Source organism: Paucibacter sp. KBW04, from assembly GCF_003852425.1.
Classification (GTDB): domain Bacteria; phylum Pseudomonadota; class Gammaproteobacteria; order Burkholderiales; family Burkholderiaceae_C; genus Paucibacter_A.
Genome location: NZ_QAJN01000007.1, coordinates 188,740 through 210,035, shown reverse-complemented (window position 1 = coordinate 210,035; position 21,296 = coordinate 188,740). Strand labels below are relative to the sequence as shown.

General features: G+C 64.7%; 21 protein-coding genes and 1 pseudogene. 13 read left to right on the top strand and 9 right to left on the bottom strand.

Annotation, left to right across the window (positions count from 1 at the left end):
• Nucleotides 1-46: 46 nt before the first annotated feature.
• Nucleotides 47-2,287, bottom strand: a complete 2,241-nt coding sequence (locus DBR47_RS09070; RefSeq protein ID WP_370454891.1) for a TonB-dependent receptor — start codon at nucleotides 2,285-2,287, stop codon at nucleotides 47-49.
• Nucleotides 2,288-2,606: 319 nt separating this feature from the next.
• Between DBR47_RS09070 and DBR47_RS09065 the strand changes: the two genes are divergently transcribed.
• Nucleotides 2,607-3,407 (top strand): exodeoxyribonuclease III, encoded by an 801-nt coding sequence (locus tag DBR47_RS09065; RefSeq protein WP_124449153.1) that lies wholly within the window; start codon nucleotides 2,607-2,609, stop codon nucleotides 3,405-3,407.
• Here the strand turns inward: DBR47_RS09065 and DBR47_RS09060 are convergent.
• Both DBR47_RS09060 and DBR47_RS09055 read right to left on the bottom strand, forming a co-directional pair.
• Nucleotides 3,397-3,855: a hypothetical protein gene (locus DBR47_RS09060; RefSeq protein WP_124449151.1), complete on the bottom strand. Its 459-nt coding sequence runs from the start codon at nucleotides 3,853-3,855 to the stop codon at nucleotides 3,397-3,399. The two genes, DBR47_RS09065 and DBR47_RS09060, sit on opposite strands and share 11 nt — an antisense overlap.
• 67 nt (nucleotides 3,856-3,922) lie before the next feature.
• Nucleotides 3,923-4,312 (bottom strand): hypothetical protein, encoded by a 390-nt coding sequence (locus tag DBR47_RS09055; protein WP_124449149.1) that lies wholly within the window; start codon nucleotides 4,310-4,312, stop codon nucleotides 3,923-3,925.
• 100 nt (nucleotides 4,313-4,412) lie between these two features.
• Between DBR47_RS09055 and DBR47_RS09050 the strand changes: the two genes are divergently transcribed.
• From DBR47_RS09050 to rnk, 3 genes are all read left to right on the top strand, one after another.
• Nucleotides 4,413-5,384, top strand: a complete 972-nt coding sequence (locus DBR47_RS09050; RefSeq protein ID WP_124449147.1) for a GlxA family transcriptional regulator — start codon at nucleotides 4,413-4,415, stop codon at nucleotides 5,382-5,384.
• A 123-nt stretch (nucleotides 5,385-5,507) separates the two neighbouring features.
• Nucleotides 5,508-6,065, top strand: coding sequence for an NUDIX domain-containing protein (locus DBR47_RS09045; protein WP_124449145.1), 558 nt, complete (start codon nucleotides 5,508-5,510; stop codon nucleotides 6,063-6,065).
• A 378-nt stretch (nucleotides 6,066-6,443) separates the two neighbouring features.
• The gene (gene rnk, locus DBR47_RS09040; RefSeq protein WP_124449143.1) at nucleotides 6,444-6,863 is read left to right on the top strand and encodes a nucleoside diphosphate kinase regulator; all 420 of its coding nucleotides are present in this window, start codon (nucleotides 6,444-6,446) and stop codon (nucleotides 6,861-6,863) included.
• A gap of 9 nt (nucleotides 6,864-6,872) precedes the next feature.
• On the opposite strand, the gene DBR47_RS09035 is transcribed toward rnk, so the two are convergent.
• Nucleotides 6,873-8,018 (bottom strand): HD-GYP domain-containing protein, encoded by a 1,146-nt coding sequence (locus DBR47_RS09035; RefSeq protein ID WP_124449141.1) that lies wholly within the window; start codon nucleotides 8,016-8,018, stop codon nucleotides 6,873-6,875.
• A gap of 311 nt (nucleotides 8,019-8,329) precedes the next feature.
• Between DBR47_RS09035 and DBR47_RS09030 the strand changes: the two genes are divergently transcribed.
• Entirely contained in the window at nucleotides 8,330-9,052 is a 723-nt protein-coding gene (locus tag DBR47_RS09030; RefSeq protein WP_124449139.1) for a type 1 glutamine amidotransferase, read from the top strand.
• A gap of 78 nt (nucleotides 9,053-9,130) precedes the next feature.
• On the opposite strand, the gene DBR47_RS09025 is transcribed toward DBR47_RS09030, so the two are convergent.
• Nucleotides 9,131-9,319: a hypothetical protein gene (locus DBR47_RS09025; protein WP_124449137.1), complete on the bottom strand. Its 189-nt coding sequence runs from the start codon at nucleotides 9,317-9,319 to the stop codon at nucleotides 9,131-9,133.
• Between the two features lie 210 nt (nucleotides 9,320-9,529).
• On the opposite strand from DBR47_RS09025, the gene arsC reads away from it, so the two are divergent.
• A complete protein-coding gene (arsC, locus tag DBR47_RS09020; protein ID WP_124449134.1) occupies nucleotides 9,530-9,958 on the top strand; it encodes an arsenate reductase (glutaredoxin) in 429 nt (142 codons plus the stop codon).
• 44 nt (nucleotides 9,959-10,002) lie between these two features.
• Here arsC and DBR47_RS09015 read toward each other — a convergent pair whose 3' ends face one another.
• Nucleotides 10,003-10,698, bottom strand: coding sequence for an MOSC domain-containing protein (locus tag DBR47_RS09015; protein WP_124449132.1), 696 nt, complete (start codon nucleotides 10,696-10,698; stop codon nucleotides 10,003-10,005).
• Nucleotides 10,699-10,799: 101 nt separating this feature from the next.
• Nucleotides 10,800-11,348 (bottom strand): carboxymuconolactone decarboxylase family protein, encoded by a 549-nt coding sequence (locus DBR47_RS09010; RefSeq protein ID WP_124449130.1) that lies wholly within the window; start codon nucleotides 11,346-11,348, stop codon nucleotides 10,800-10,802.
• Between the two features lie 137 nt (nucleotides 11,349-11,485).
• Here DBR47_RS09010 and DBR47_RS09005 point away from each other — a divergent pair, with 137 nt between their 5' ends.
• Both DBR47_RS09005 and DBR47_RS09000 read left to right on the top strand, forming a co-directional pair.
• Nucleotides 11,486-12,382, top strand: coding sequence for an AraC family transcriptional regulator (locus tag DBR47_RS09005; protein WP_124449128.1), 897 nt, complete (start codon nucleotides 11,486-11,488; stop codon nucleotides 12,380-12,382).
• Nucleotides 12,383-12,606: 224 nt separating this feature from the next.
• Nucleotides 12,607-13,533 carry a hypothetical protein gene (locus DBR47_RS09000; protein ID WP_124449126.1) on the top strand — a complete coding sequence of 309 codons (927 nt, stop codon included), beginning with the start codon at nucleotides 12,607-12,609 and terminating at the stop codon, nucleotides 13,531-13,533.
• Nucleotides 13,534-13,546: 13 nt separating this feature from the next.
• On the opposite strand, the pseudogene DBR47_RS08995 reads toward DBR47_RS09000, so the two are convergent.
• Together DBR47_RS08995 and DBR47_RS08990 are read right to left on the bottom strand one after the other, a co-directional pair.
• A pseudogene (locus tag DBR47_RS08995) lies at nucleotides 13,547-14,998 on the bottom strand (coniferyl aldehyde dehydrogenase); the annotation flags it as partial.
• 134 nt (nucleotides 14,999-15,132) lie between these two features.
• The gene (locus DBR47_RS08990) at nucleotides 15,133-16,140 is read right to left on the bottom strand and encodes an AraC family transcriptional regulator (RefSeq protein ID WP_124449122.1); all 1,008 of its coding nucleotides are present in this window, start codon (nucleotides 16,138-16,140) and stop codon (nucleotides 15,133-15,135) included.
• 153 nt (nucleotides 16,141-16,293) lie between these two features.
• Between DBR47_RS08990 and DBR47_RS08985 the strand changes: the two genes are divergently transcribed.
• From DBR47_RS08985 to DBR47_RS08965, 5 genes are all read left to right on the top strand, one after another.
• Nucleotides 16,294-16,893, top strand: coding sequence for an HD domain-containing protein (locus DBR47_RS08985; protein WP_124449120.1), 600 nt, complete (start codon nucleotides 16,294-16,296; stop codon nucleotides 16,891-16,893).
• Entirely contained in the window at nucleotides 16,890-17,804 is a 915-nt protein-coding gene (locus DBR47_RS08980; RefSeq protein ID WP_124449118.1) for a sterol desaturase family protein, read from the top strand. Before DBR47_RS08985 ends, DBR47_RS08980 begins: the two co-directional genes overlap by 4 nt.
• Nucleotides 17,801-18,583, top strand: a complete 783-nt coding sequence (locus tag DBR47_RS08975; protein ID WP_124449116.1) for a class II aldolase/adducin family protein — start codon at nucleotides 17,801-17,803, stop codon at nucleotides 18,581-18,583. Before DBR47_RS08980 ends, DBR47_RS08975 begins: the two co-directional genes overlap by 4 nt.
• Before the next feature lie 195 nt (nucleotides 18,584-18,778).
• Nucleotides 18,779-20,293: a peptide MFS transporter gene (locus DBR47_RS08970; protein ID WP_197046955.1), complete on the top strand. Its 1,515-nt coding sequence runs from the start codon at nucleotides 18,779-18,781 to the stop codon at nucleotides 20,291-20,293.
• Between the two features lie 233 nt (nucleotides 20,294-20,526).
• Nucleotides 20,527-21,207, top strand: a complete 681-nt coding sequence (locus DBR47_RS08965; protein WP_197046954.1) for a LuxR C-terminal-related transcriptional regulator — start codon at nucleotides 20,527-20,529, stop codon at nucleotides 21,205-21,207.
• Nucleotides 21,208-21,296: the final 89 nt, after the last annotated feature.

The following is a 21,296-nucleotide window of genomic DNA, read 5'->3' as shown; positions in this document are numbered from 1 at the left end:
CCGGCTGAGCGGGGGCTCGGCCGGGCTTGGGCTTGCCGACGGGGCTTTAGAAAATGACCTTGAACTGCGCGCCATAGGTGCGCGGGTCATTGATGAAGCCGGTCAGATTGTTGAAGTCGATGGCGCCGGTGACGCGAGTCTGGTTGGTGATGTTGCGCACAAAGCCGGCGGCCTCGTACTTGCCATTGCCCCAGACATAGCCCACGCGCAGACCGCCTTCGGTCAAGGCCTTGCCGGTGAATTCCACCGACTCGTACAGGAAGAAGTTGACGGCGCTGCGATAGGCCCAGTCGGTGTAGACGTAGAGTTCGTCGCCGCCGGCCAGGGGGATGCCATAGCGGGCGGTTAGATTGCCCACCCATTTCGGTGCCTGCGGCAGCTGATTGCCGTCGATATAGAACTGGCCGCCGCCTGCCGGGCGGTTGGTCACCGTGCAGCCGCCGCCGCAGCCGCCCACCGTCAGATTGGCGTCGTGGATTTTGGCCTCGTTATAGCTGCCGCTCAGGGTGAGGACCAGGTTGTCGATGGGCAGCAGGTCCAGGTTCAGCTCGATACCCTGGCCGGTGGCCTTTTTGGCGCTCTTGACCGAATTGCTATTGCTGCCGCCGCCGACTTCGGTAAGCTGCAGATCGTTCACGTCATAGCGGAACATGCTGGCCGAGAGGCGAGCGCGGCGGTTCCAGAAGTCGCTCTTCACACCCACTTCGTAGGAAGTGAGGGTTTCGGGCGCGGCCTTGCTCAAGGGGCCGAAGGCCGAGGCGGGCAGGATGGCGGCGCCGCGGAAGCCGGTACCGACACGGGCGTAGAGATTGGTGCTCTTGTCCAGCGCATAGGTGCCCGACACATCCCAGGTCCACTTGGAGTCCTTGGTGTCGGCGCTCAGGCCGTTGGCGGTGTTGAGCGGCACGTCCTTGGACTCGCTGACCAGGGTCTTTTTGTCCTCGGTATAGCGCAGGCCGGCGCGCAGCTTGAAGGCATCGCTGACGTCGTAGTTGATGGAGCCGAACAGGGCGGCCGCCTTATTGGTCTGGCTGGTGCGTGAGGAGGTGGTGGGGCCGTGGAAGATGCTGTCGTAGTTGACGCTTTCCATGGTGTAACGCTCATCAAACAGATAAACACCACCTTGCCAGCGCCAGGGGCCCTGAGCATTGGACTCCAGGCGGAATTCCTGGCTCAGCTGGCGGTGGTCTTTCAGTGCGTCCGAGGTCTCGGCCGAGAAGGGGATGAAGCCCGGGCCGTACTTGCCATCGGGAGCATAGGGGGCGCCAAAGCCGCCATCCACATCGCCGCGGCTGAAGGGCTGGACGGCTTCCACTGCGGTGATGGAATGCAGGGTCGCGCCACCCAGATTGAATTTCAGGCGGGCGCTGGCACCGCTGGCATGCAGCAGCTGCTCGTTCGTCCCGTCGATGGACATCTTGGCCGGATCGAAACCATCGACCAGATCATTGGTCCCGGGCTTGATGATGTTGGCGCGGAACAGGCGCGGGCTGCCCTTGAGTTCACGGTTGTGGATGTTCAGCAGGGCGCTGAAGTCCTTGCTGGGCTCGTACAAGGCTTGCACGCGCACGGCGCGGTCGTCATAGCCTTCGGTGGACTGGCTGCCCGTCTTTTGAGTGTTGTGCACCCAGTCGTCGCGGTGCTGCAGCTGGGCCGAGAAGCGCAGGGACAAGTCCTTGTTCAGGACCAGATTGGCCGCGCCTTCGAGATTGGCCGTGCCGTAGGTACCGTAGGAGGCATTGAAATAGCCTTCCTGGCGCTGCGAGGGCTTGGCCGAGTCAAACTTGACCACGCCGGCCGGCGTGTTGCGGCCGAACAAAGTGCCTTGCGGGCCGGCGATGACTTCGATGGCCTTCAGGTCAAAGGCGGGGAAGCCCTTGAGGATGGGGTTCTCCTGCACCACATCGTCGTAAATCAGCGAGACGGGCTGCGAGGCGTTGAGGCGGAAATCGGTATTGCCGTAGCCGCGGATGTAAAAGCGCGGGAAGGCTCGGCCGAAGGAGGACTCGATGTTCAGGCTGGGCACGCGGCCGGACAGGAAGCGGATGTCCTGACCGCTGGAGTTCAGCACATCCAGCTTCTCGCCGCTGATGCTGGAGACGGCGTTGGGCACGTCCTTGATGTTCTCGACGCGGCGCTCGGCCGTGATGACCACGGTTTCCAGCTGGGTCTTGTCGGCGGACTTTTCTTGCGCGAGGGCTTGGCTCGCAGGCCAGGCGGCAAGCGCCAGGGCGACGGACAGCGCGATCTGGCGCGGGGCAACAAGCGATGATTGGGGCATGCTCATACGGGGACTCCGGGAGGGGCAGAAGGGAAGGAATGAAGGCGGGGCTTAGGGTGTCGGACAAGCGCCGTTTGAATGCGCGGTGAACGGTGGACCGGGGCCGCGGGGCTGCTTGTTTGACAGGCTGTCGAATCTAGCAAGCCACGTGCATGAAAGTCATCTTCTCGTCGCAAAGCCGCTTTATAGCGGTCCAGTGCCGCCCTTTTTGTTGTCTAAATGCAGCAGACTGGCCGACATCCGCCCTCTTGACTCCTGCCAAAAGCGGGCATGGTCAGCTGCGATACTGGCCGCTTCTTATGAATACCACCGGCCCACGACTCCTATGCGCTTCATCACCGCCAATCTGAACGGCATTCGTTCTGCTGCCAACAAGGGTTTCTTCGACTGGCTGCCGCAGCAAGAGGCCGACGCCCTGGGCGTGCAAGAGGTCAAGGCTCAGGACGAGCATGTGGCCGGTGTTTTTTGCAGCTCCGGCCCGCTCAAAGGCCACTTCCACTATGCCCAGAAGAAGGGCTATTCGGGCGTGGGCCTCTACACCCGCGAGGAGCCCAGCGACATCATCATCGGCATGGGTGTGCCTGAGTTTGACTTCGAGGGCCGCTATATCGAAAAGCGCTTCGACAAGCCCGGCCGCAAGCTCAGCTTGATCAGCTGCTACTTCCCCAGCGGCAGCAGCGGCCCCGAGCGGCAGGAAGCCAAGTACCGCTTTCTCGACGCCATGCGTCCTCATCTGGCCGCCCTCAAGGCCGAGCGCGAGTTCATCCTGGTGGCCGACGTCAATATCGCCCACAAGGAAGCCGACCTGAAAAACTGGAAGGGCAATCTGAAGAACTCGGGTTTTCTGCCCGAGGAACGCGCCTGGCTGGATGAACTCTTCGGTACCGGCAAAGGCCAGGGCGGCCTGGTCGACGTTTACCGCCAGCTGCACCCCGACACCACCGACGAGTGCTACACATGGTGGAGCAACCGCGGCGCCGCCTATGCCAAGAACGTGGGCTGGCGCCTGGACTATCACTTCGCCACGCCCAAGTTGGCGGCTTTGGCCAAGCGTGCCGCCATCTACAAGGCGGAGAAGTTCAGCGACCATGCGCCGCTGACGGTGGATTACGACTTCAAGCTCTGAAGGCGAGTAGAGGGAAGGCCAGGATCAGCAGCCACTTCGCGCTGGACGCGAGCCCGGCAAGCACAAAGGCTTGCCTGGGCAGGCTGCCCGGCGCAGCGGCGAGAAAGCGCTGATGCAGCAGATTCTCCAGGGCGTCGCAGGCAGCGGCCAGGGGCAGGACCCAGCACAGGGCTTGGCCGCTGGCCGCTGATTGCAAGGCCCGCCCGAGCAGAAAACCCAGCCAGCCGTAGCAAAGCAAAAAACAGTAGTCCAAGGGGAAATGCGAGCGAAAGCGCTCCCGCCCCTCTGGCCCCCAGCGCTCGATGATGGCGCGAAAGCTCGCCTCCGAAAACGTCAGCTGCACCCAAACGATATTGGGCTGGAGCCGGCCCAGGCGCCGCTGCATGGCGATGAACAAGGCTGTTGCGGCGATGGCGAGGGCGGCGATGGGGATGACGATGGCCTGCATAGGGGCTCGGCAGTTCGGCGATGGATCCGCCAACAAATATAGCCGCAAGCGCCGCCCCAGCCGCGAGCTACCAAGCCTTGCTCAGTGCCAGTCCTGGCGCGACCGCCGAGGCGGCCAGGGCAAGAGCAATCAGGGCAAAGAAGCTGCCCAGCCAGAAGTTCATGGATCTGGGCTTGGCGCTACTCAAGAGCAGCAGCGCCGCCCCTGTGTTGGAAACCAAGCCCATCATCACTACGCCCCAGGGGAGTTGCTGGTGCTCCGCGCTGGGGATGCCAAAGCCATAGCCCACCAGCAGGGCGGTGATGGCCACACCGTAGAGGCGAAAGAAGATCGGTCGCTTGGCACTCAGGCCGGTGGCAGCCTCCAGGCGTGCCTGCGGCCCGAGCAGAAAGGGCAGGGCCACCAGCAAGGCGGTGATGGCGATCTTGGTGATCAGCAGCAGGGATAGAAAAGTCACGATGGGTTCTCGGTTGAGGGAAGGATGACTCGTGGGCTTGTATTGCAGCCTGCCGCCGCTGAGAATGCCAGCGTCCGAATCGACATCTTTCAAGCGATAAATGACATCGACTGATTTCACCGTCCTGCTGCTGCAAGGCGCGTACGCCAGCAGCGTCGCGCTAACGCTGGATTTGCTTGGTGCTGGCCGCGCTGTGGCCGAGCGCGCCGGCCAGCCCGGCCCGCGCTGGCGCTTGGTTTCGATGGACGGTGGTCGCTTGGATCTGCAGGGCGGGATGTCGCTGCAGACCCTCAGGGCTCAGGCCAGCCATGCCGGCGATGGCTCGATCTGGATCGTGCCCGGCCTGGGGCTGGACTCGGCCACCGCTTTGTCCGAGCGCCTGGCCCAGCCCGATGCGCTGGCCGCGGCCGAGCTCCTGCGCGCGCATGGTCGCAAAGGGGGTGCGGTGGCGGCCTCTTGTTCGGCGGTGTTTTTGCTGCAGCGGGCCGGCTTGCTGGCGGGGCGGCGGGTCAGCACGGCTTGGTGGTTAGCTGCGCAGCTGCAGCGGCTGGAACCGGGCTGCCAGGTGCAGGCGGAGCGCATGGTCTGCGCCGATGGGCCACTGCTGACGGCGGGTGCTGCCATGGCGCAAAGCGATCTGATGCTGCACCTGCTGCGCACCCGTCTGGGTGAGGACTTGGCCGAGGCCGTGGCCAGAGTGCTGCTGATCGACGCTCGGCAGGCGCAAGCACCTTTTGTCGTGCCCGAGCTCTTGGCCAGCGGCGACGAGTTGATCTCTCAACTGACGCGCAAAATCAGCCAGGCCTTGCCCAGCCCACCCTCGGTGGAGGAGATGGCGCGAGACCTGTGCATGTCCACCCGCACCCTGTCGCGCCATGTTCAGCGGGCCACCGGCCAAGGCACGCTGGCCCTGGTGCAAAGCGTGCGCCTGCAGCATGCACGGCAATTGCTGCAACGCAGCCGCATGAGCGTGGAACAAGTCGCCGCCGCCGTGGGCTATCAAGACGCCACGGCCTTGCGCCGCCTGCTGCGCAAGAGCGCGGGGCTGACGCCGAGTCGAATGCGGGGCTAGGGAAGAGACCCCCATAAGTTTGTCGCCCTGTCCGCAGGATGCCGCTAGCAATGGCTGTCGCAGCGGTGCTCAGCATCAAAAACGCCCGAGCGGGTTTGATTACAAGAAAAAGGAGCATGCCCCATGAGAACCAAAATCCGCCGCGAACTGCAAGCCATCCAGCCTTGGGACGCGCAAGAGCAGCGAGATTTGGCGGATGCTTTAGCCTGGCTGGACTCGGGGGCGCCGCTATGCCGCGTCGCCAAGCCCGCCCTGCCGCCTCAGCATTTGGTTTCTTACTTTGTGCTGCTGGACGAGGAGCACATGCTGCTGGTGGAGCACCGCAACGCCGGACTGTGGCTGCCCACCGGTGGCCATGTGGAGCCGGGTGAACATCCGCGCGCCGCGGTGGTACGCGAGCTGCAGGAAGAACTGGGCTTGCAAATGGCCGAGAGTGAGCTGGGGCCGCCGCTCTTCATCACCATCACCGAGACCGTGGGCCTGACGGCCGGCCACCGCGATGTTTCGCTGTGGTATCTCGTCAAGTCCAGGCGTGAGGTCGAGCTGGTTTTCGAAAGGGAGGAATTCCATTCGCTGCGGTGGTTCTCTCTGGCTGACTTGCCCCTGGGCAAGAGCGATCCGCAGCTGGGCCGCTTTGTGGCCAAGCTGCGCTCAGGCCTTGCCTCCTGCGAGCAGGGTTGAGCGCGGAGGCTGGGGCGTGGCTCAGGCCTTTGTTGCGGCCGACCCGTGATTTGCGTTCCACCCGCTTGTCGCCCATTCGGACGCGGCGAGCGGCTAGACTCGGGCCATGAGTTCCACGAGCCCCCATCTGCTGTCCCTGCACCGGCCTTGGCCCGGTGAAGGCTTGCGGCAGCCTGGGCGCCGCAGGCCCGCCATCGCCGCACATTCCTGAGCCCGGCTCCCCACTCTTCGCCCACTGAATCAAGCGCGCGCATCGGGGACGGCCGGGCCAGCCACACAAGTCGCGCTGCTGGGCAGCCGAGCACCTGCAGATGCACCAACCGTTGCAAGCGGGTGCCGGACTCGCCCTCTCCTCACTGGAATGAAGGCTGCAAACTCATGCAAACAATGACTCATGAAATGGCTGGGCGCACGCTCACCGAACTCGACCATGTCCGCCTGGAGGCCTTGCTGCGCCGTGGCGCCCACCCGGCATCGCTGACCCTGGTGAACCAGTTGCTGGATGGTGCCGATCTGCTGCCCTCGCGCCAGATCGCGCCCGATGTGGTGACCATGAACTCACAAGTCCAGCTGGTCGATCCGCAAGACGGCCGCCGCCGCATGTTGACGCTTTGCTATCCCGCCGACGCCGATGCCGAGGCGGGCCGGGTGTCGGTGTTTTCGCCCCTGGGTGCCGCCTTGCTGGGCTGCCGTGTCGGCGATCTGGCGCGTTGGCAAACGCCCTATGGCGAGCCGCTGATGGCGGAGATTCTGAGCCTCTTGTATCAGCCGGAGGCCAGCGGCGACTACACGCTGTAGCTTCCGAGGCTAGGCATGCGCACTGATCAGGCTGACGATGCGCGCGTCGGTCAGCCGCATGGGCATGGACTGGGCCGAGAGCAGGGCCACCACCGCATGTTCACCGCGTGCGCTGTCGCGCATCAGCGCGCTCTTGCGCGATTCCCCGCGGCTATTGGTCAGTGCCGCCACCAGCGGGTGATAGGCCTTGGCACCGTTGCGCACCACCATGCCCAGCTCGCCCGAGGCCAGCTTGACCATGCTGCCCGGCGGGAAGATGCCAAAGGCCTTGATCAGGGCTGCGGCCAGCGGGCTGGCCTCGGCCATCTGCAAGATCTCGCGCCCGGCCTGGTGGGCGCTCATGGCCGGCCGGCGGGCGCGGTGGCTGAGGCGGGCGGTGTAGATATCGGCAAAGCGCAGCAACTCGGCCAGCTCGGTGATGCAGCTGCTGCCGCTGGGATAGCCGGAGCCATCGGGCTGCTCGTGATGTTGCAGCACGGCCTCCAACCAGTCCTGATCGTCGATGCCGGCCTCGCTGAGCAGGGCCACGCTGCGCTCCGGGTGTTCGCGTATGGCCTCGCGCTGCCGGGCGGTGGGCGCTGAGACCTGGGTGGCCAGGCGGGCTTGCAAATCGAGCATGCCCAGATTCATGCTCAGCGCGGCCTGGAAGGCGCGGCGCTGCTCCATCGGGCTCCAGCCCAGATAGCGCGCCGTGGCCAGGCAGGCGGTGGCCGCGTGGATGGAGTGGTCGACGCCGTAATGCCCCGCACCGCCCTCTTGCTGGCGCACCACCTGCGACAGGGCCACATCGGGGGCCAGATCGATCAAGCCCAGCATCTGGTCGGTGCTGGCGTGCAAGGCCTCGGCCAGCTGGGCCGGGGCGGCGCTGAGGGCCAGTTGCACATCCAGGCTGCTGCGCTCCCAGTCCTGAGGAAGGCGGGCCAGGGCTTGGGCGGCGGAAGGCGGCTTTTTGGGCTGCTTGCTCACCATGGCCTCGGCCAGCTCATCCACCTCCACCAGGGCACCGCGCAGCAGCAACTCTTCCAGCTGGGTTTCGTTCGCGATGACCTGTCCGCGCGCCAACAAGAGCATGCGGCTGGCGTCGCGCACGCTGAAGGGCAGCGGCGTGCCCAGCACGATGCGATTCCTGACCGAGGAGAGTGAGCAAATCCGCATGGCGGTCCGATATGAGGCAAAGCCCAGGCCTGCCAAGAAGCGGCGGGCGACCGTCTTCACTTCGGAGGCCTGATTGCTAACTTGAGATGCAAACGGGGCCCAGCAGCAAGAGCCGGGCGAGCTGCGCACAGAGCAGGCGCAGCGTCATTCGCCGCTGCGACTTTTCACACGAATGCAAGCAAGACCCAGCCCGGGTCTCGCACTCGTGCGCGTCAATTTCCTTCACCAAATATTGATGCGGCCTCTGCGCAGTTCAACAGGGTTTTGATGCCCGCAAGGCAAAGATCAAAGCTCCCTAACAACCCTGTCAGATGCATATGAAACCAGTGGCCATTGTTCAACACGAAGAGTTCCTGGGCCCCGGCAGCTTGCAGACCGTGCTGCAACAAGAAGGGGTGCCGCTGCGCCTCATCCGCGCGGACCAGGGTCAGGTCTTGCCCGAGGACGCGCGCGAGTTCAGCGGCCTGGTGCTGCTGGGCAGCGAACGCAATCTCAGCGACAACCTGCCCTGGATGCGGGCGGAGCAGCGCTTGTGCGCATCGGCACTCAGGCACGCCGTGCCGGTGCTGGGCCTGGCCTTTGGCGCCCAGCTGCTGACGGTGGCGGCCGGGGGCAAGGTCTTGCCCAGCACCACGCCAAGTTATGGCTGGCAGCATTCCTGGGTGACGCCGCATTTGAGCAAGTTGATCGCGCCGCCTACCGAGCTGGAGCTGTTCAACGCCCATGCCCACAGCCTGGAGCTGCCGCTGGGCGCCGAGCGCGTGCTGTTCGACAAACGCTGCCGCAACAAGGGCTTTGCCCTCGGCCCCCATCTGGCCCTGCTCTGCCATGTGGAGCTGGACGAAGCCAGCCTCAAAATCTGGTGCGAGCGCAAGAACACCCGCATGAGCAAGGCCAGCGGCCCCGATGTGCAGAACCGCATCACCATGTTGCGGGCCCTGCCTGAGCGCATGCGCAATCTGCGCAATTTCTCCGAGCAGATCACCCGCCACTGGAGTCGCCAGCTGCAGCGCGAGGCCGCTTTGGCGGAATGAGGGCGGCCTTGTTGTCTCGGCCGCTTTGAGACGAACGGGGCAGGGCTTTGTGGCCCCGCCCCGTTCCCGCGTTTGGGTTCAGATCAGCCCAGCCTTCTCGTACAGCGGCCGCATCACCTGGGCCGGCAGAAAGCGCACGCCGCGGCGCGCGCATTCCTCGGCCCGCAGCTGCAGGCGCTGCTGGCTCAGCAGGGCCTCGCGCGCCTTGGGGTCTTGAGGCAAGCTGGGCTTGCCGGCGGGGGTGTTTGAACTTGCTTTGATGCTCATGTTTTCTTCTCCGGTTGAGCCACAGCGCAGGCGAAGCTCGGAGCTTGCAGAAGGCGTGGCTGCGGGCATTGAAGCAAACAAGGTGTCAAGAGCTTGCACAGATTGAGGGCATCGGTATCAGGATCTTGTGCTGAATCGCGCGAAGGGATCGACTACGATTTCCGCCTTCGCCTTCCCCTCAATTTTTCGCGCGCCTGCCGCTGACCGTCCATGTCTCAGATCACGATTTATCACAACCCCGCCTGCGGCACCTCACGCAACACGCTGGCCCTGATCCGTCATGCGGGGCTGGAGCCCGTGGTGATCGAATATCTGAAGACCCCGCCGACGCTGGAGACGCTGCGCGAGCTGGTGGCCGCCGTCGGCGTGGGCGTGCGCGGACTGCTGCGCGAGAAGGGCACACCTTTTGCCGAGCTGGGGCTGGCCGACGCGAAATGGACGGATGAGCAGCTCTTGGACTTCATCACCCAGCACCCGATCTTGTTGAACCGGCCCATCGTGCTCACGCCCTTGGGCGCCAAGCTCTGCCGCCCCTCGGAAGAGGTGCTGGAGCTGCTGCCGGTGGGCCCGCTGCCGCCTTTCACCAAGTCGGATGGTGAGGTGGTGAACGACACCGGCCTGCGCCGCAAGCCGGTGTGAGCTGAGTTGAACTGAACCGAGTTGAGCTGACTCGACGGGCGTTCTTATTCCTCTCCCATGCGCGGCGCCCAGGCCTCGATCTGCCCAGAGTCGAGGCGGCCCGCAAACAAGCGGCGCCAAGATTCGGTCAGCGGCAAAGCCAGCAGCTCGCGCAACTGGGCCGGGTCTTGCTCGCGGTCGCGGATGGCGCGCAGCAGGCGGGCCACGCTGGCCTGTGGGTAAGGCCGGGCCAGCAGCTCGATGGCGTCGCCCGCGCCGATCTCGCCGGGCCGCTCGACGCGCAGATACCAGCCCGCGCGCAAGCTCGTCTGTACTTGCTTGGCCATGTCTTTCTGGCCGAAGCGATCGTTGAGTTTCCAACAGGGCTGGCGGCCCTGGCTGAGGCTGAAGCGCGCCGTCCCTATGCGCAGCTGGTCGCCCAGGCAGATGCTTTCTTCGTCCACACCGTCGACGCTGAGGTTTTCGCCAAAAGCGCCAGGTGCCTGCAGCAGGGCGCAGTCGGGCAGGGCCTCGCGCCAGGCTTGGTAGTGAGACCAGCTGTAGCAGTGCACGGCCTTGTCCGGCCCGCCATGCACGCGCAAATCGCCTTGTTCATCGCCAAGCAGGCCCAGTGGGTGCACGGCGATGCGGCCTTCCACCGGTTGTTTGGCAATGGCGCTGAGCACGCCTGGGCGCGAGGAGGGGACAGCGCGGCCTATCAGCACGCTGCGCACATGGCCGAGGAGGGTGGGGCTGTTCATGGCGGGGAGATTCAAAACATTGGTGAAAGAAAGATCGAAGCGAAGATGCGGTGCAAGCCGCATCTTCGGTTCATTTCAAACGCGTGGGCTCCGCGCCGTGCTCAAGCCGCACGGCGCAGACGGGTGGCGGGGAAGTCCACCGGCGTGTCCAACGCCACATTGATGTAGTTGGTGAAGGTGTTCAAGGCCACATGGGCAATGATCTCGACCAGGGCGCTGTCATCAAAGCCTGCGGCGCGCAGGGCCTGCACTTCTTCGGCGCTGACGGCGCCGCGGGCCTCCACCAGGCGCAGGGCAAAGCGCAGGGCGGCGGCGGTCTGCGGGTCGCTGGACTCGCCCAGTTGCGCGGCATGCAAGGCCTCGGCGCTGAGCCCGGCCTTGCGGCCCAGGGCCGTGTGGGCGGCCAGGCAGTAGTCACAGCCATTGCGATCGGCCACGGCCACGGCGATCTGCTCGCCCAAGGCGGCCGGCAGCGTGCCGCCACCCAGGGCGCCAAAAAAGCTCCACATGGCTTGCAGTGCGGCCGGCGAGTTGGCCACGGCGCGGAACATATTCGGCGTGCCGCCGAAAGCGCCTTGGACCTGGCCCAACAAGGCTTGGGTCGGGGCGTGGGTGGTGGTGGCGGCGGTGAGGAGGGGAACGCGGTTCATGAGGATGCTCTCTTTCGATGGCTTGGAAGGTTGGAGGATTCGCCGCTTGCTGTCTTGGCTGCGGCGTGATCCCAGTGTCTGGCGCTTGGCGCTACGATAGGTGTCGTTTCGTCCGCAAAACAAACCCAATCGTCCAAATGACTTCGCAAGCCCACACCGCCTCAGTCGCGCCCGCGCTGGACCGCTTGTCCGCCCTGTTCGAGCGCTTTCCGGTGCGGGCGCATCTTTTTCATGCTGGGCCCTTGTGCGGGCTGACGCATTTCGCGGCCGAACCGGGGCGGGGCTTTTTGCATGTCTTGCGGCGCGGCGAGATGGAGCTGCGTCACGCCGCGGCGGCCACCCGCGCCGGTGCGCCCAAGCGCTTGCGCATCAGCGAGCCGACCTTGCTGTTCTACCCGCGCCCCTTGGCACACGACTTTCATAACGCGCCGGTGGAGGGCTCCGATTTCGTCTGTGCCACGCTGGACTTTCACGGCGGCGCCGCTCACCCGCTGGTGCGCGCCCTGCCGCCGCTGATCTGCCTGCCGCTGCGCGAGGTGCCGGGTCTGGAGCAAAGCCTGGCGCTTTTGTTCGCCGAGACCGAGCAGCTGCGCTGCGGCCAGCGCCTACTGGCGGATCGTTTGTTTGAGGTGGTGCTCTTGCAGCTTTTGCGCTGGTTGCTGGATCACCCGGCGGCCGATGCGCCCTCGGCCGGGCTTTTGCTCGGCCTGGCCGATGAGCGCCTGGCTCGCACCCTGACGGCCTTGCATGAGCGGCCCGGCGAGGCCTGGAGCCTGGCGCGCATGGCCGAGCTGGCCGGCATGTCGCGCAGCGCCTTCGCGGCCCGCTTCAAAGCGCAGCTAGGCCTGACGCCGGCCGACTATCTGGCCGACTGGCGTCTGGGTCTGGCCCAGGCCCAGCTGAGCCGGGGTCGGCCGGTCAAGACCATTGCCGCCGAGCTGGGCTATGCCAATGCCTCGGCCTTGTCGCGCTTGTTTGCACAAAAGACCGGGCAGTCGCCGCGCGCTTGGTTGCAGGCGCAGGCCGAGGCCTAAGGGCCGCAAAAAGCAGACGAGGCATTGCTCGAATGCCTAGCTCGGGCTGATCATCCTCAAGCCAGCTGTTCCCGACGCCCGAGTAGGACTTTGCCGACTGGGTACGTACCCATATGAAAGCTCTGACTTAGCTTGTGAATTCTTCTGCGCTGCCCGTTGCCAAACTGCGCCTAAAGTCCGCTTGACATGGTCGTTACTTATTGGCCCCCTCGGGCTCGCCTTGCATGTTCAACAAGACTCTTTTCGCTGCTCTGCTGATGGGCAGCTTGCATTTAGCTGGCCATGCCGCGCCCGCTGCAGATTCGCCGCTGGCCCAGGTGGAAGCGCTGTTCGCTTGGGAGCGCAGCGCGTCTTGGGACAGCACTTTGCTGCGCAAGCAAGGGATGTTGGCCGCCTACCAAAGCTTGCGGCCCTGGGTGCAGAGCAGCAAGAGCCGTTTGCAGGAGTTGAGCGAGGCTGAGTTGCGTGCCCTGTTCAAGCTGATGGACCTCTTGGGATGGAGCGTGGGTGGCAATGAATATGCCGACTTGATGCAGGCCTTGGTTGGCGAGTTTGAGGCGCGCGGCGCGACGGATCTGAAGCAGTTGGAAGAAACGCTTGCCATCAACCTAGTTGCGCTGCGCCGCTTTGACGAGGTGCGCGCCCTGCACCAGCGCAAGCCCCATCTGGCGATCGAATTCCTGCCGCCGGTGCTGGATCAAAGCCGGGCGCTTGCTCCCGGATACAGGATCTACCAGCCCGATGCGAAAACTCAGTCCTTGCGTCTGCTGGATGTGGTCAGCAGCCCCGAGCTCAGGGTCTATGTGGTGGGCACCATCGCCTGTGGCTTCAGCCGCAAAGCCAGCGACGCCATCGAGGCCCATCCCGAGCTCAAGGCGCGCATGGCCAGCAGCTCCTTGTGGTTTGATTCTGCAGTGGGCCGCCTCTATTTCAAGGACGTGCTGAGCTGGAATGCCAGCCATCCGGCCACTCAGCTCAACTACGTGGTGAGCGAGGACGATTGGCCCTTCATCGACTCCTGGGCCACACCGACCTTTTACTTCGTCAAGAACGGGCGTTTAGTTCAGAAGGTGCAGGGCTGGCCGGACAACAAGACGGGTGTTGAACGCCTGCTGAAGGCTTTCGCTGCCGCCGAGTCCGCAGCGAGTTGACGCTGCGTCACGCCTATTTGGTCAAAAACGCCAGCACCCGATCCGCGAACTTGCCGTAAGGCGGCATCAGGAATTTGAGGCTGGAGAAACGCGCCTGGTAGAACACCGGGCGCAGCTTGGAGAAGGTGTCAAAGCCCTCCCGGCCGTGGTAATGGCCCATGCCGGATTCGCCCACGCCGCCAAAGGGCAGATCGTGCTGGCCCACATGGAAGAGCGCGTCGTTGACCGAGACCCCGCCCGACATCACCCGGTCCAAGAGCATCTGCACCGTCGGCTTGTCGTAGCTGAAGGGGTAGAGCGCCAAGGGGCGCGGGCCGGCGTTGATGGCCGTGACCACTTCTTCCAACTTGTTGAACGGGCGGATCGGCAGGATGGGCCCGAAGATCTCGCGTTGGGCCAGCTGGCTGTTCGCGGGCGCGTTCAAGACGATGGTGGGGTTGATCTTGCGCGTGGCGCGGTCAAAGGCGGGGCCGGGCAAGAGCGGGATCAGCTGGGCGCCGCCGGCCTGGGCTTCGTCCAGCGCGCTCAAGAGGCGATCAAAGCTGCGCTCGTCGATGATGGCGGTGTAGTCGGGCGAGGCCAGCGTGGGGTAGCGGGCCGAGACGATCTCGCGCGCGGCGCTGACAAAGCCTTCGACGCGATCGGCAGGCATCCACAGATGATCGACCGTGGTGCAGATCTGGCCGGCGTTCAGGCACTTCACAAACATGATGCGCTCGGTGGCCAGGCGCAGGGGGAAGTCGGCGCAGAGCACGGCCGGGGCCTTGCCGCCTAACTCCAGGGTCACCGGGCAGAGATTTTGCGCGGCGGCCGCCATCACGGCGCGACCGGTCTGGCCCGAGCCGGTGAAGAGCAGGTGGTCAAAAGGCAGCTTGGAGAACTCCACCCCCACGCCGCCGGTCTCATCAAAGAACTGCAGCTTCTCGGGCGGGAAGTAGGCGGGCATGCGCTCGATCAACAACTTGGCCAGATGGCGCGAGTTCTCGCTCATCTTGACCATGGCGCGGTTGCCGGCGGCGAAAATAAAGGTCAGCGGGATCAGGCTCAGATTGACGGGGAAGTTCCAGGGCACGATGACGCCCACCACGCCCAGGGGCTGGGGGATGACGCGGTTGCTGGCGCCCAGGAAGTTGCGCACATCGACCGCGCGGCGCTGCGGGCGCATCCAGCGCTTGAGGTGTTTGAGGACTTGGTCGATGCCGTCGATGGCGGGGAAGATCTCGGCCAGCAAGGTCTCGTGCTTGGAGCGATGGCCGTAGTCGGCGCTGATGGCCTCGCACAAAGCGTCTTTGTGATCGCGGATGAAGCGTTGCAGGGTGCGCAGATCGTCCCGGCGCTGGGCCAGGCTGGGGACGGGGTCCGCATGGTAGGCGGCGCGTTGCAGCAGCAGGCAGTTCTGCAGCTGTTCTTGGGTTGAGGCGCTCATATTCATGGCTGGGCTTTCAGACAAGGCAGGGGAGACAAGGTCGGCGGGGCTGGACTGCGGTGCCCGACGACCGGATCCGGTCGAGGATGAGGCCTGGCAGGCGTTCTGGCCTTGGCTTTGCGAGACAAAAGATTGTCATTTGGCGACAGGCTGGGAAAGTCCGTAGGGCCCGCTCAAGCCTTGGCGCGCATTTCGGACGGACTGCGCCCAAACCAACGCTTGGCGCTGCGGCTCAGGGCCGAGGGCTCGGCATAGCCCAGCATATCGGCCAGGGTGGCGATGGAGGGGCCATCGGGCTTGAGGATGAGTTGCTCGAACAGCTTGCGGCGCTCCAGGTCCTTGAGTTGCTCAAAGCTGCTGCCTTCGTCGCTGAGCCGGCGCTGCATGGTGCGGGGATGGATGGCCAGGCGCTGAGCCACCTGCTCATGCGAGGCCTGGCCGGTAGCCAGCAGCTGGCGCAAGAGCACCCGCACCCGGTCGGAGAACAGCAGTTCGGGTTGGCTGAATTGCTGGTCCAGATAGGCCTGGGCCAACTTGCGCAGTAGCTCATTGCTCTTGGGCAGGGCCTGGTTGAGATCGCGTGCGACCAGGCGCGCGGCGGCATAGGGTTGCTCGAACAAGACCTCGGTGCCCAGGGCCTGGGCATAGGCCGCGGGGCTGCCCTGGCGCGCATGCGGCAGCAAGACGGCCAGCAAGGGGATGCGGCCCTGGCCCAGCAGGCGCAGACAGCGCAACATCACGCCCAGGGCCAACTCCAGGGCCTGGGCATGGGGCGGGGCGTCCGGCATATCGATGTGATAGCAAAGGTCGAGTTGATCGGCATGGCCGGGCACCCGCTCCACCGCCATGCGTACCGCCGAGCTGTGCACAAAGATATAGCGCGTCGCCAGGGTGATGGCCTCGTGCAGGCTGGCGGCATGCTCGATCACCACGGCCACCGGCCCCAGCTTCTCCAGGCCCTGACCGTTGGACAGGCGCAGACCCAGATCGGGGCAGTTGGCCTGCGCCGCGCTGTGCTCCAGCAGCTCCATCATGGCGCGGTAGGGGATCAGGCAGTCCGGGTCGGCCAGGGCTTGGCGGCTCAGGCCGAAGCGGCGCAGCAGGGCCGCTGCGTCCAGTCCCAGGGCGCTGGCCTGCTCTTCATAGCCGGACAGGGCGGCGGCCCGGATCAGATGGTTCATGACGCAGGGAGTGGGAGAGGGGGAGGGTGTTCCTGGGGTGACGCGCCATGGTAATTGTTTGTCGCCAAATGACAAGTCTTTGCAAGAGCGGGCTCGCAGAATGGGGCCGAGACAGGTTGAACCTGCAAGCCTCTAGGACTGGAGACAAACCCTATGAATGCACGCGCCCAATTCACCCGCATGGAAGACAGCACGGCCGCCGAGTGGCGGCTGATCGGGGCCGAGTTCATGCAGTTCGCGGCCCAGCTGCCCGACCGTGTGATCGCCCACCTCAAACTGCTGGAGAACGATTACGGCGGCTTCCCCATCGACCGCTACAACCACTGCTTGCAAACCGCCACCCGCGCCCTGCGCGACGGGCGCGACGAGGAGTACGTGGTCTGCGCCCTGCTGCATGACATCGGCGACACGGTGGGAACCTTCAACCATGCGGACATTGCCGCCGCCATCCTCAAGCCCTTTGTCAGCGAGGAGAACCACTGGATGGTGGCCCACCACGCCATCTTCCAGGGCCATTACTTCTTCCATCATCTGGGCATGGATCGCGATATGCGCGATCAGTTCAAAGACCATCCGGCCTATGCCCGCACGGCCGAGTTCTGCGCTCTCTATGACAACCCAGCGTTTGACCCGCAGGGCGAGACCCTGCCGATTGAGGCTTTTGAGCCCATGCTGCGCCGGGTGCTGGCCCAGCCCAAGCAATCGCTCTACAAGGCCGCGATGACTAAGAAGCAGGCGGAGACCCAGGCATGAGCAGCACGCAATACCTGCAGCTGGCGGCCCTGTTCCTGGGTTTCACCCTGCTGGAGTTCCTGCTGGGGCGGGCCAAGGGCTTCAAGGCCAGCGCGGCCGACAATGTGCTGGACCTGGTCGGCTTTGGCCTGCTGGCCGCCGTCAGCCAGCCGCTGGTGTTCTGGATGGTGGCCAAGCTGGGTCTGGCCTTGGCACCCGGCTATCAGAACGCTTTGCACGAGCTGCCTTGGGCGGCGGGCTTTGCGCTCTTTTTGGTGGGCGACGATATGTTGCAGTACTGGTGGCATCGCTGGTCTCACAAGCCCTTGCTGTGGCCGCTGCACCGGGCTCACCATTCCGCGCAATACATGAGCGCGCGCATCATCTACCGCAACAACTTCTTCTACTACATCGGCATGCCGGCCATCTGGGTCTCGGGCCTCTTGGTCTATCTGGGGCTGGGCCATGTTTATATGGTCTATATCGTGCTGAAGCTGGCCGTCATCACCGGCGCGCACTCGGCCGTGCGCTGGGATGAGCCGCTCTATCGCATCAAGGCGCTCCGCCCCCTGATGTGGCTGGTGCAACGCACCATCTCCACCCCGGCCACCCACTTCGCTCATCACGCCATGAGCAATGCCGACGGCATCGGTCACTACACCGGCAATTACGGCAATCTGCTGTTCTTCTGGGACATCCTCTTCGGCAGCGCCCACATCACCCAGCAGTACCCGCGCGAGATCGGCCTGCGCGACGACCAGCTCTTCGGCAAGGAGAAATGGTGGATCGAGCTGTTCTACCCCATCTTCCGCTCGCAGCGTCAGCACACCGCGCTGACGCCGGGCGGCAAGCCCTACGACCATCCGGGCGATCTGCTGCCCGCCAAGACCGCGAGCGGCCAGCCCGCCCGCCACCAGGAGACCTCCGCATGAGCAAGAGCATCAATGAATCCCTGAACATCCCCAGCCTGCAAGGCAAGGTCAGCGAGGCCGAATGGCAGCTGCGCTGCGAGTTGGCGGCCGCCTACCGCCTGGTGGCCTTGTATGGTTGGAGTGATCTGGTCTTCACCCATATCAGCGCGCGCATCCCCGGGCCCGAGCATCAGTTCCTGATCAACCCCTACGGCCTGATGTTTGATGAGATCACCGCCTCCAGCCTGATCCGCATCGACCAAGCCTGCAACAAGCTCAGCGACTCGCCCTTCCCGGTCAACCCCGCGGGCTTCACCATCCACAGCTGCATCCACCAGGTGCGCGAGGACGCGGCCTGCGTGCTGCACACCCACAGCCGTGCCGGGGTGGCGGTGGCGGCGCAGAAGTGCGGGGTGCTGCCCATCAGCCAGCAGTCGACCTTTGTCTTGGGCTCCCTGGCCTATCACGACTACGAGGGCGTGGCCTTGCGCGAGGCCGAGCAGCCGCGTCTGCAGGCCGACCTGGGCACGAACCGCTTCCTGATGCTGCGCAACCATGGCCTCCTGACCGTGGGCGCCAGCATCGCCGATGCCTTCTTGTCCATGTATATCTTCGAGAGCGTCTGCCGCATCCAGATCGACGCCCAGGCCGGCGGGGGCGAGCTGCACCAGGTGCATCCGCAAATCCTGCAAGGCATGGCGGCGGTGATGAAGACGGCCACCGCCGGCATGGGTGCCGACATCGCCTGGCCCGCCTTGATCCGCAAGCTGGAACGCCTGGACCCCAGCTATCGCAGCTGAGCCCCCGGCGGCTACCCCCTTGTTTGAAGGGCCCATCCAGCGGGTGGGCTGCTTCAAATCTCTTGGAAATGGCTTGGAATCGAGGGAAAACCCGAATTCGACCCCCGCCAATCGCCCAAAGCCAGCGGTGACAATGCGGCCTCGCCGCGCGGCCATGAGCTGCGCGATGCGTGCCTATTCTTCGAGGGTCTTTCAGTGATCAACTCCGCCGTCTCGCCAGCACCGGATCAAGCCGGGGCTGCCGCCTCCACTCCCACCAGCCTGCGCCAGCCGCCCGGCCTCAAGGTCATCTTCTTCGCCGAGATGTGGGAGCGCTTCAGCTACTACGGCATGCGTGCCCTGCTGGTGCTGTATCTCGTCAATGCCCTGGGCTACACGCGTGAGAACGCGCTGGCGCTGTACGGCATGTACACTGGCCTGGTCTATCTGACCCCCATGATTGGCGGCGCCATCGCCGACAAATACCTGGGCAAGCGCCGCGCCGCGGTGATCGGCGGCACGGTGATGATGCTGGGCCACTTCGCCATGGCCTTCGAGCCGCTGATGCATGTGGCCCTGGGCCTGCTGATCGTGGGCAATGGCTTCTTCAAGGCCAATACCAGCTCCATGGTGGGTGACCTCTACGACGGCGAAAGCGATCCGCGTCGTGCCGGTGGTTACTCCATCTTCTATATGGGCATCAACCTCGGCGCCTTCCTGGCGCCGCTGGTGGCCGGCACCCTGGGTGAGAAGATGGGCTGGCACTACGGCTTCGGCGCTGCCGGTGTGGGCATGGGCCTGGGCCTGATTCAGCTGCTGTGGGGCCAAAAGCTCTTGGGCCGTGCTGGCCTGATGCCGCATCAAAAGCCTGTGGGCATGAGCGACCTGGGCCTGATCCTGGGCTGGACCGGTGCCAGCGTGGCCCTGGTCTACGGCGTCATCGGCGCCTGGTCGGTGGTCGGCCCCTGGTACGGTGGCTTGCCGACCGGCTTGCGTGTCGGCCTGGCCGTGGCCTTCATCGTCGGCCTGCTCTTGGCCATTGCCCGCCCCTCCAAGGACAGCGAGCTGCCACCCATGAGCAGCCAGGACTGGGGCCGTGTGCTGGGCATCGTCATCGTGATGGTGTTTGTGATCGCCTTCTGGACCGGCTTCGAGCAAGCCGGCGGCACCATGAGCTTGTTTGCTGACAAGCAGACCGACCGCGAATTCTTTGGCACCGTCATCCCGACCACCTGGTTCCAGTCCATCAACCCGCTGACCATCGTGCTGCTGGCGCCGGTGTTTGCCCTGCTCTGGACCCGTCTGGACCAAAGCCGCTATGCGCTGAGCGATGTGGCCAAGCAGGCCCTGGGCATGATTGTGCTGGGCCTGGGCTTCTTGGTGATGACCCAAGCCCAGTCGATTGCCGATCTGAACGGCAAAGTGGGTGCCCAGTGGCTGGCCTTGGTCTATGTGATCCACACCATCGGTGAGCTGATGCTGTCGCCGGTGGGCCTGTCCATGGTCTCGCGCATCGCGCCGGCCCGCCTGGCCGCTCTGCTGATGGGCGTCTGGTTCCTGTCCTCTGCCGCCGCCAACTACCTGGCCGGCACCCTGGAACATATGCTGGAAGGCACGGGCATTCCGCTCTATCCCTTCCTGGCCGGCTTGTCGATCGGCGCCGGCGTGCTGCTGTTCTTGATCACGCCGCTGCTGAACCGCTTGATGGGTTTGCGCAAGACGACGGCCTGATTTTTTGCCCCTTGTTTAAAAAGCCGAGTCCTCTGACTCGGCTTTTTTTCGTCCGTGCGTGTGGGAGGCTCGAATCGAGAGATGCTAATAGCCATGGGCTTTTTCTCGAAATGTCGCCGTAAATTGATCACAAAGCATTCTTTGAAGATTTACGGCAGTCCTCCGGGTGATGGACCTACGCTTGGCCCTGCCTTGTGTCGCCATCGATTGGCCCCATGCTTCAGGAGTTTGGTATGAGCAGTACATTCGCCACCCCGGTCGGCAGCCCCGCCCTCAGCAGTTTCAATCCCCGCGCCAGCCACCCCGAACGACGCCAGGCCGACTCCCTCAGCAGCCATTGGATGAGTCTGGTGTTGGAGGAGCTGGACTACGGCGTGCTCCTGCTCAATGCGGCCGGCCGCGTCCTGCACTGCAATCTGGCGGCCCGGCGCAGCCTGGATGCAAGCCATCCGCTGGAGATCAGCGCCAACCAGATCCGCAGCCGCGAGGCCAAGGACGCCGCTCCCCTGGCCGATGCCTTGCTGAAAGCCGAGCGCGAAGGTCGCCGCTGCCTGCTGCGCCTGGGTGACGGCGAGCGCCGCGCCAATGTGGTGGTGGTGCCGCTGAACAAGGACGTGTCCCAGGCCGCCGTGCTGCTGGTGCTGGAGCGCGGCCAGCTCTGCGGTGATCTGGCCGCCCAGTGGTTTGCCCTGCGCTACGGCCTCACTCCGACCGAGACCGAGGTCTTGAAGGCGCTCAGCGCGGGTGTGCGCCCTAACTTCGTGGCCGAGCAGCAAGGCGTGGCCATCTCCACGGTGCGCACGCAGATCCAGAGCATTCGCGCCAAATCCGGCGCCGACAGCATTGGCGAGCTGATGCGGCAACTGGCCGTGCTGCCGCCGCTAATGTCCACCCTGCGTATGGAAGTCAACTGAGTTTTAGCGATAAGCCTGCGCGTCAATTGAGACTTGCCCTTGGCTTGTAAGAGGGTGTGTCGCATGAGCGCGACGAATGAGGGGCGCGG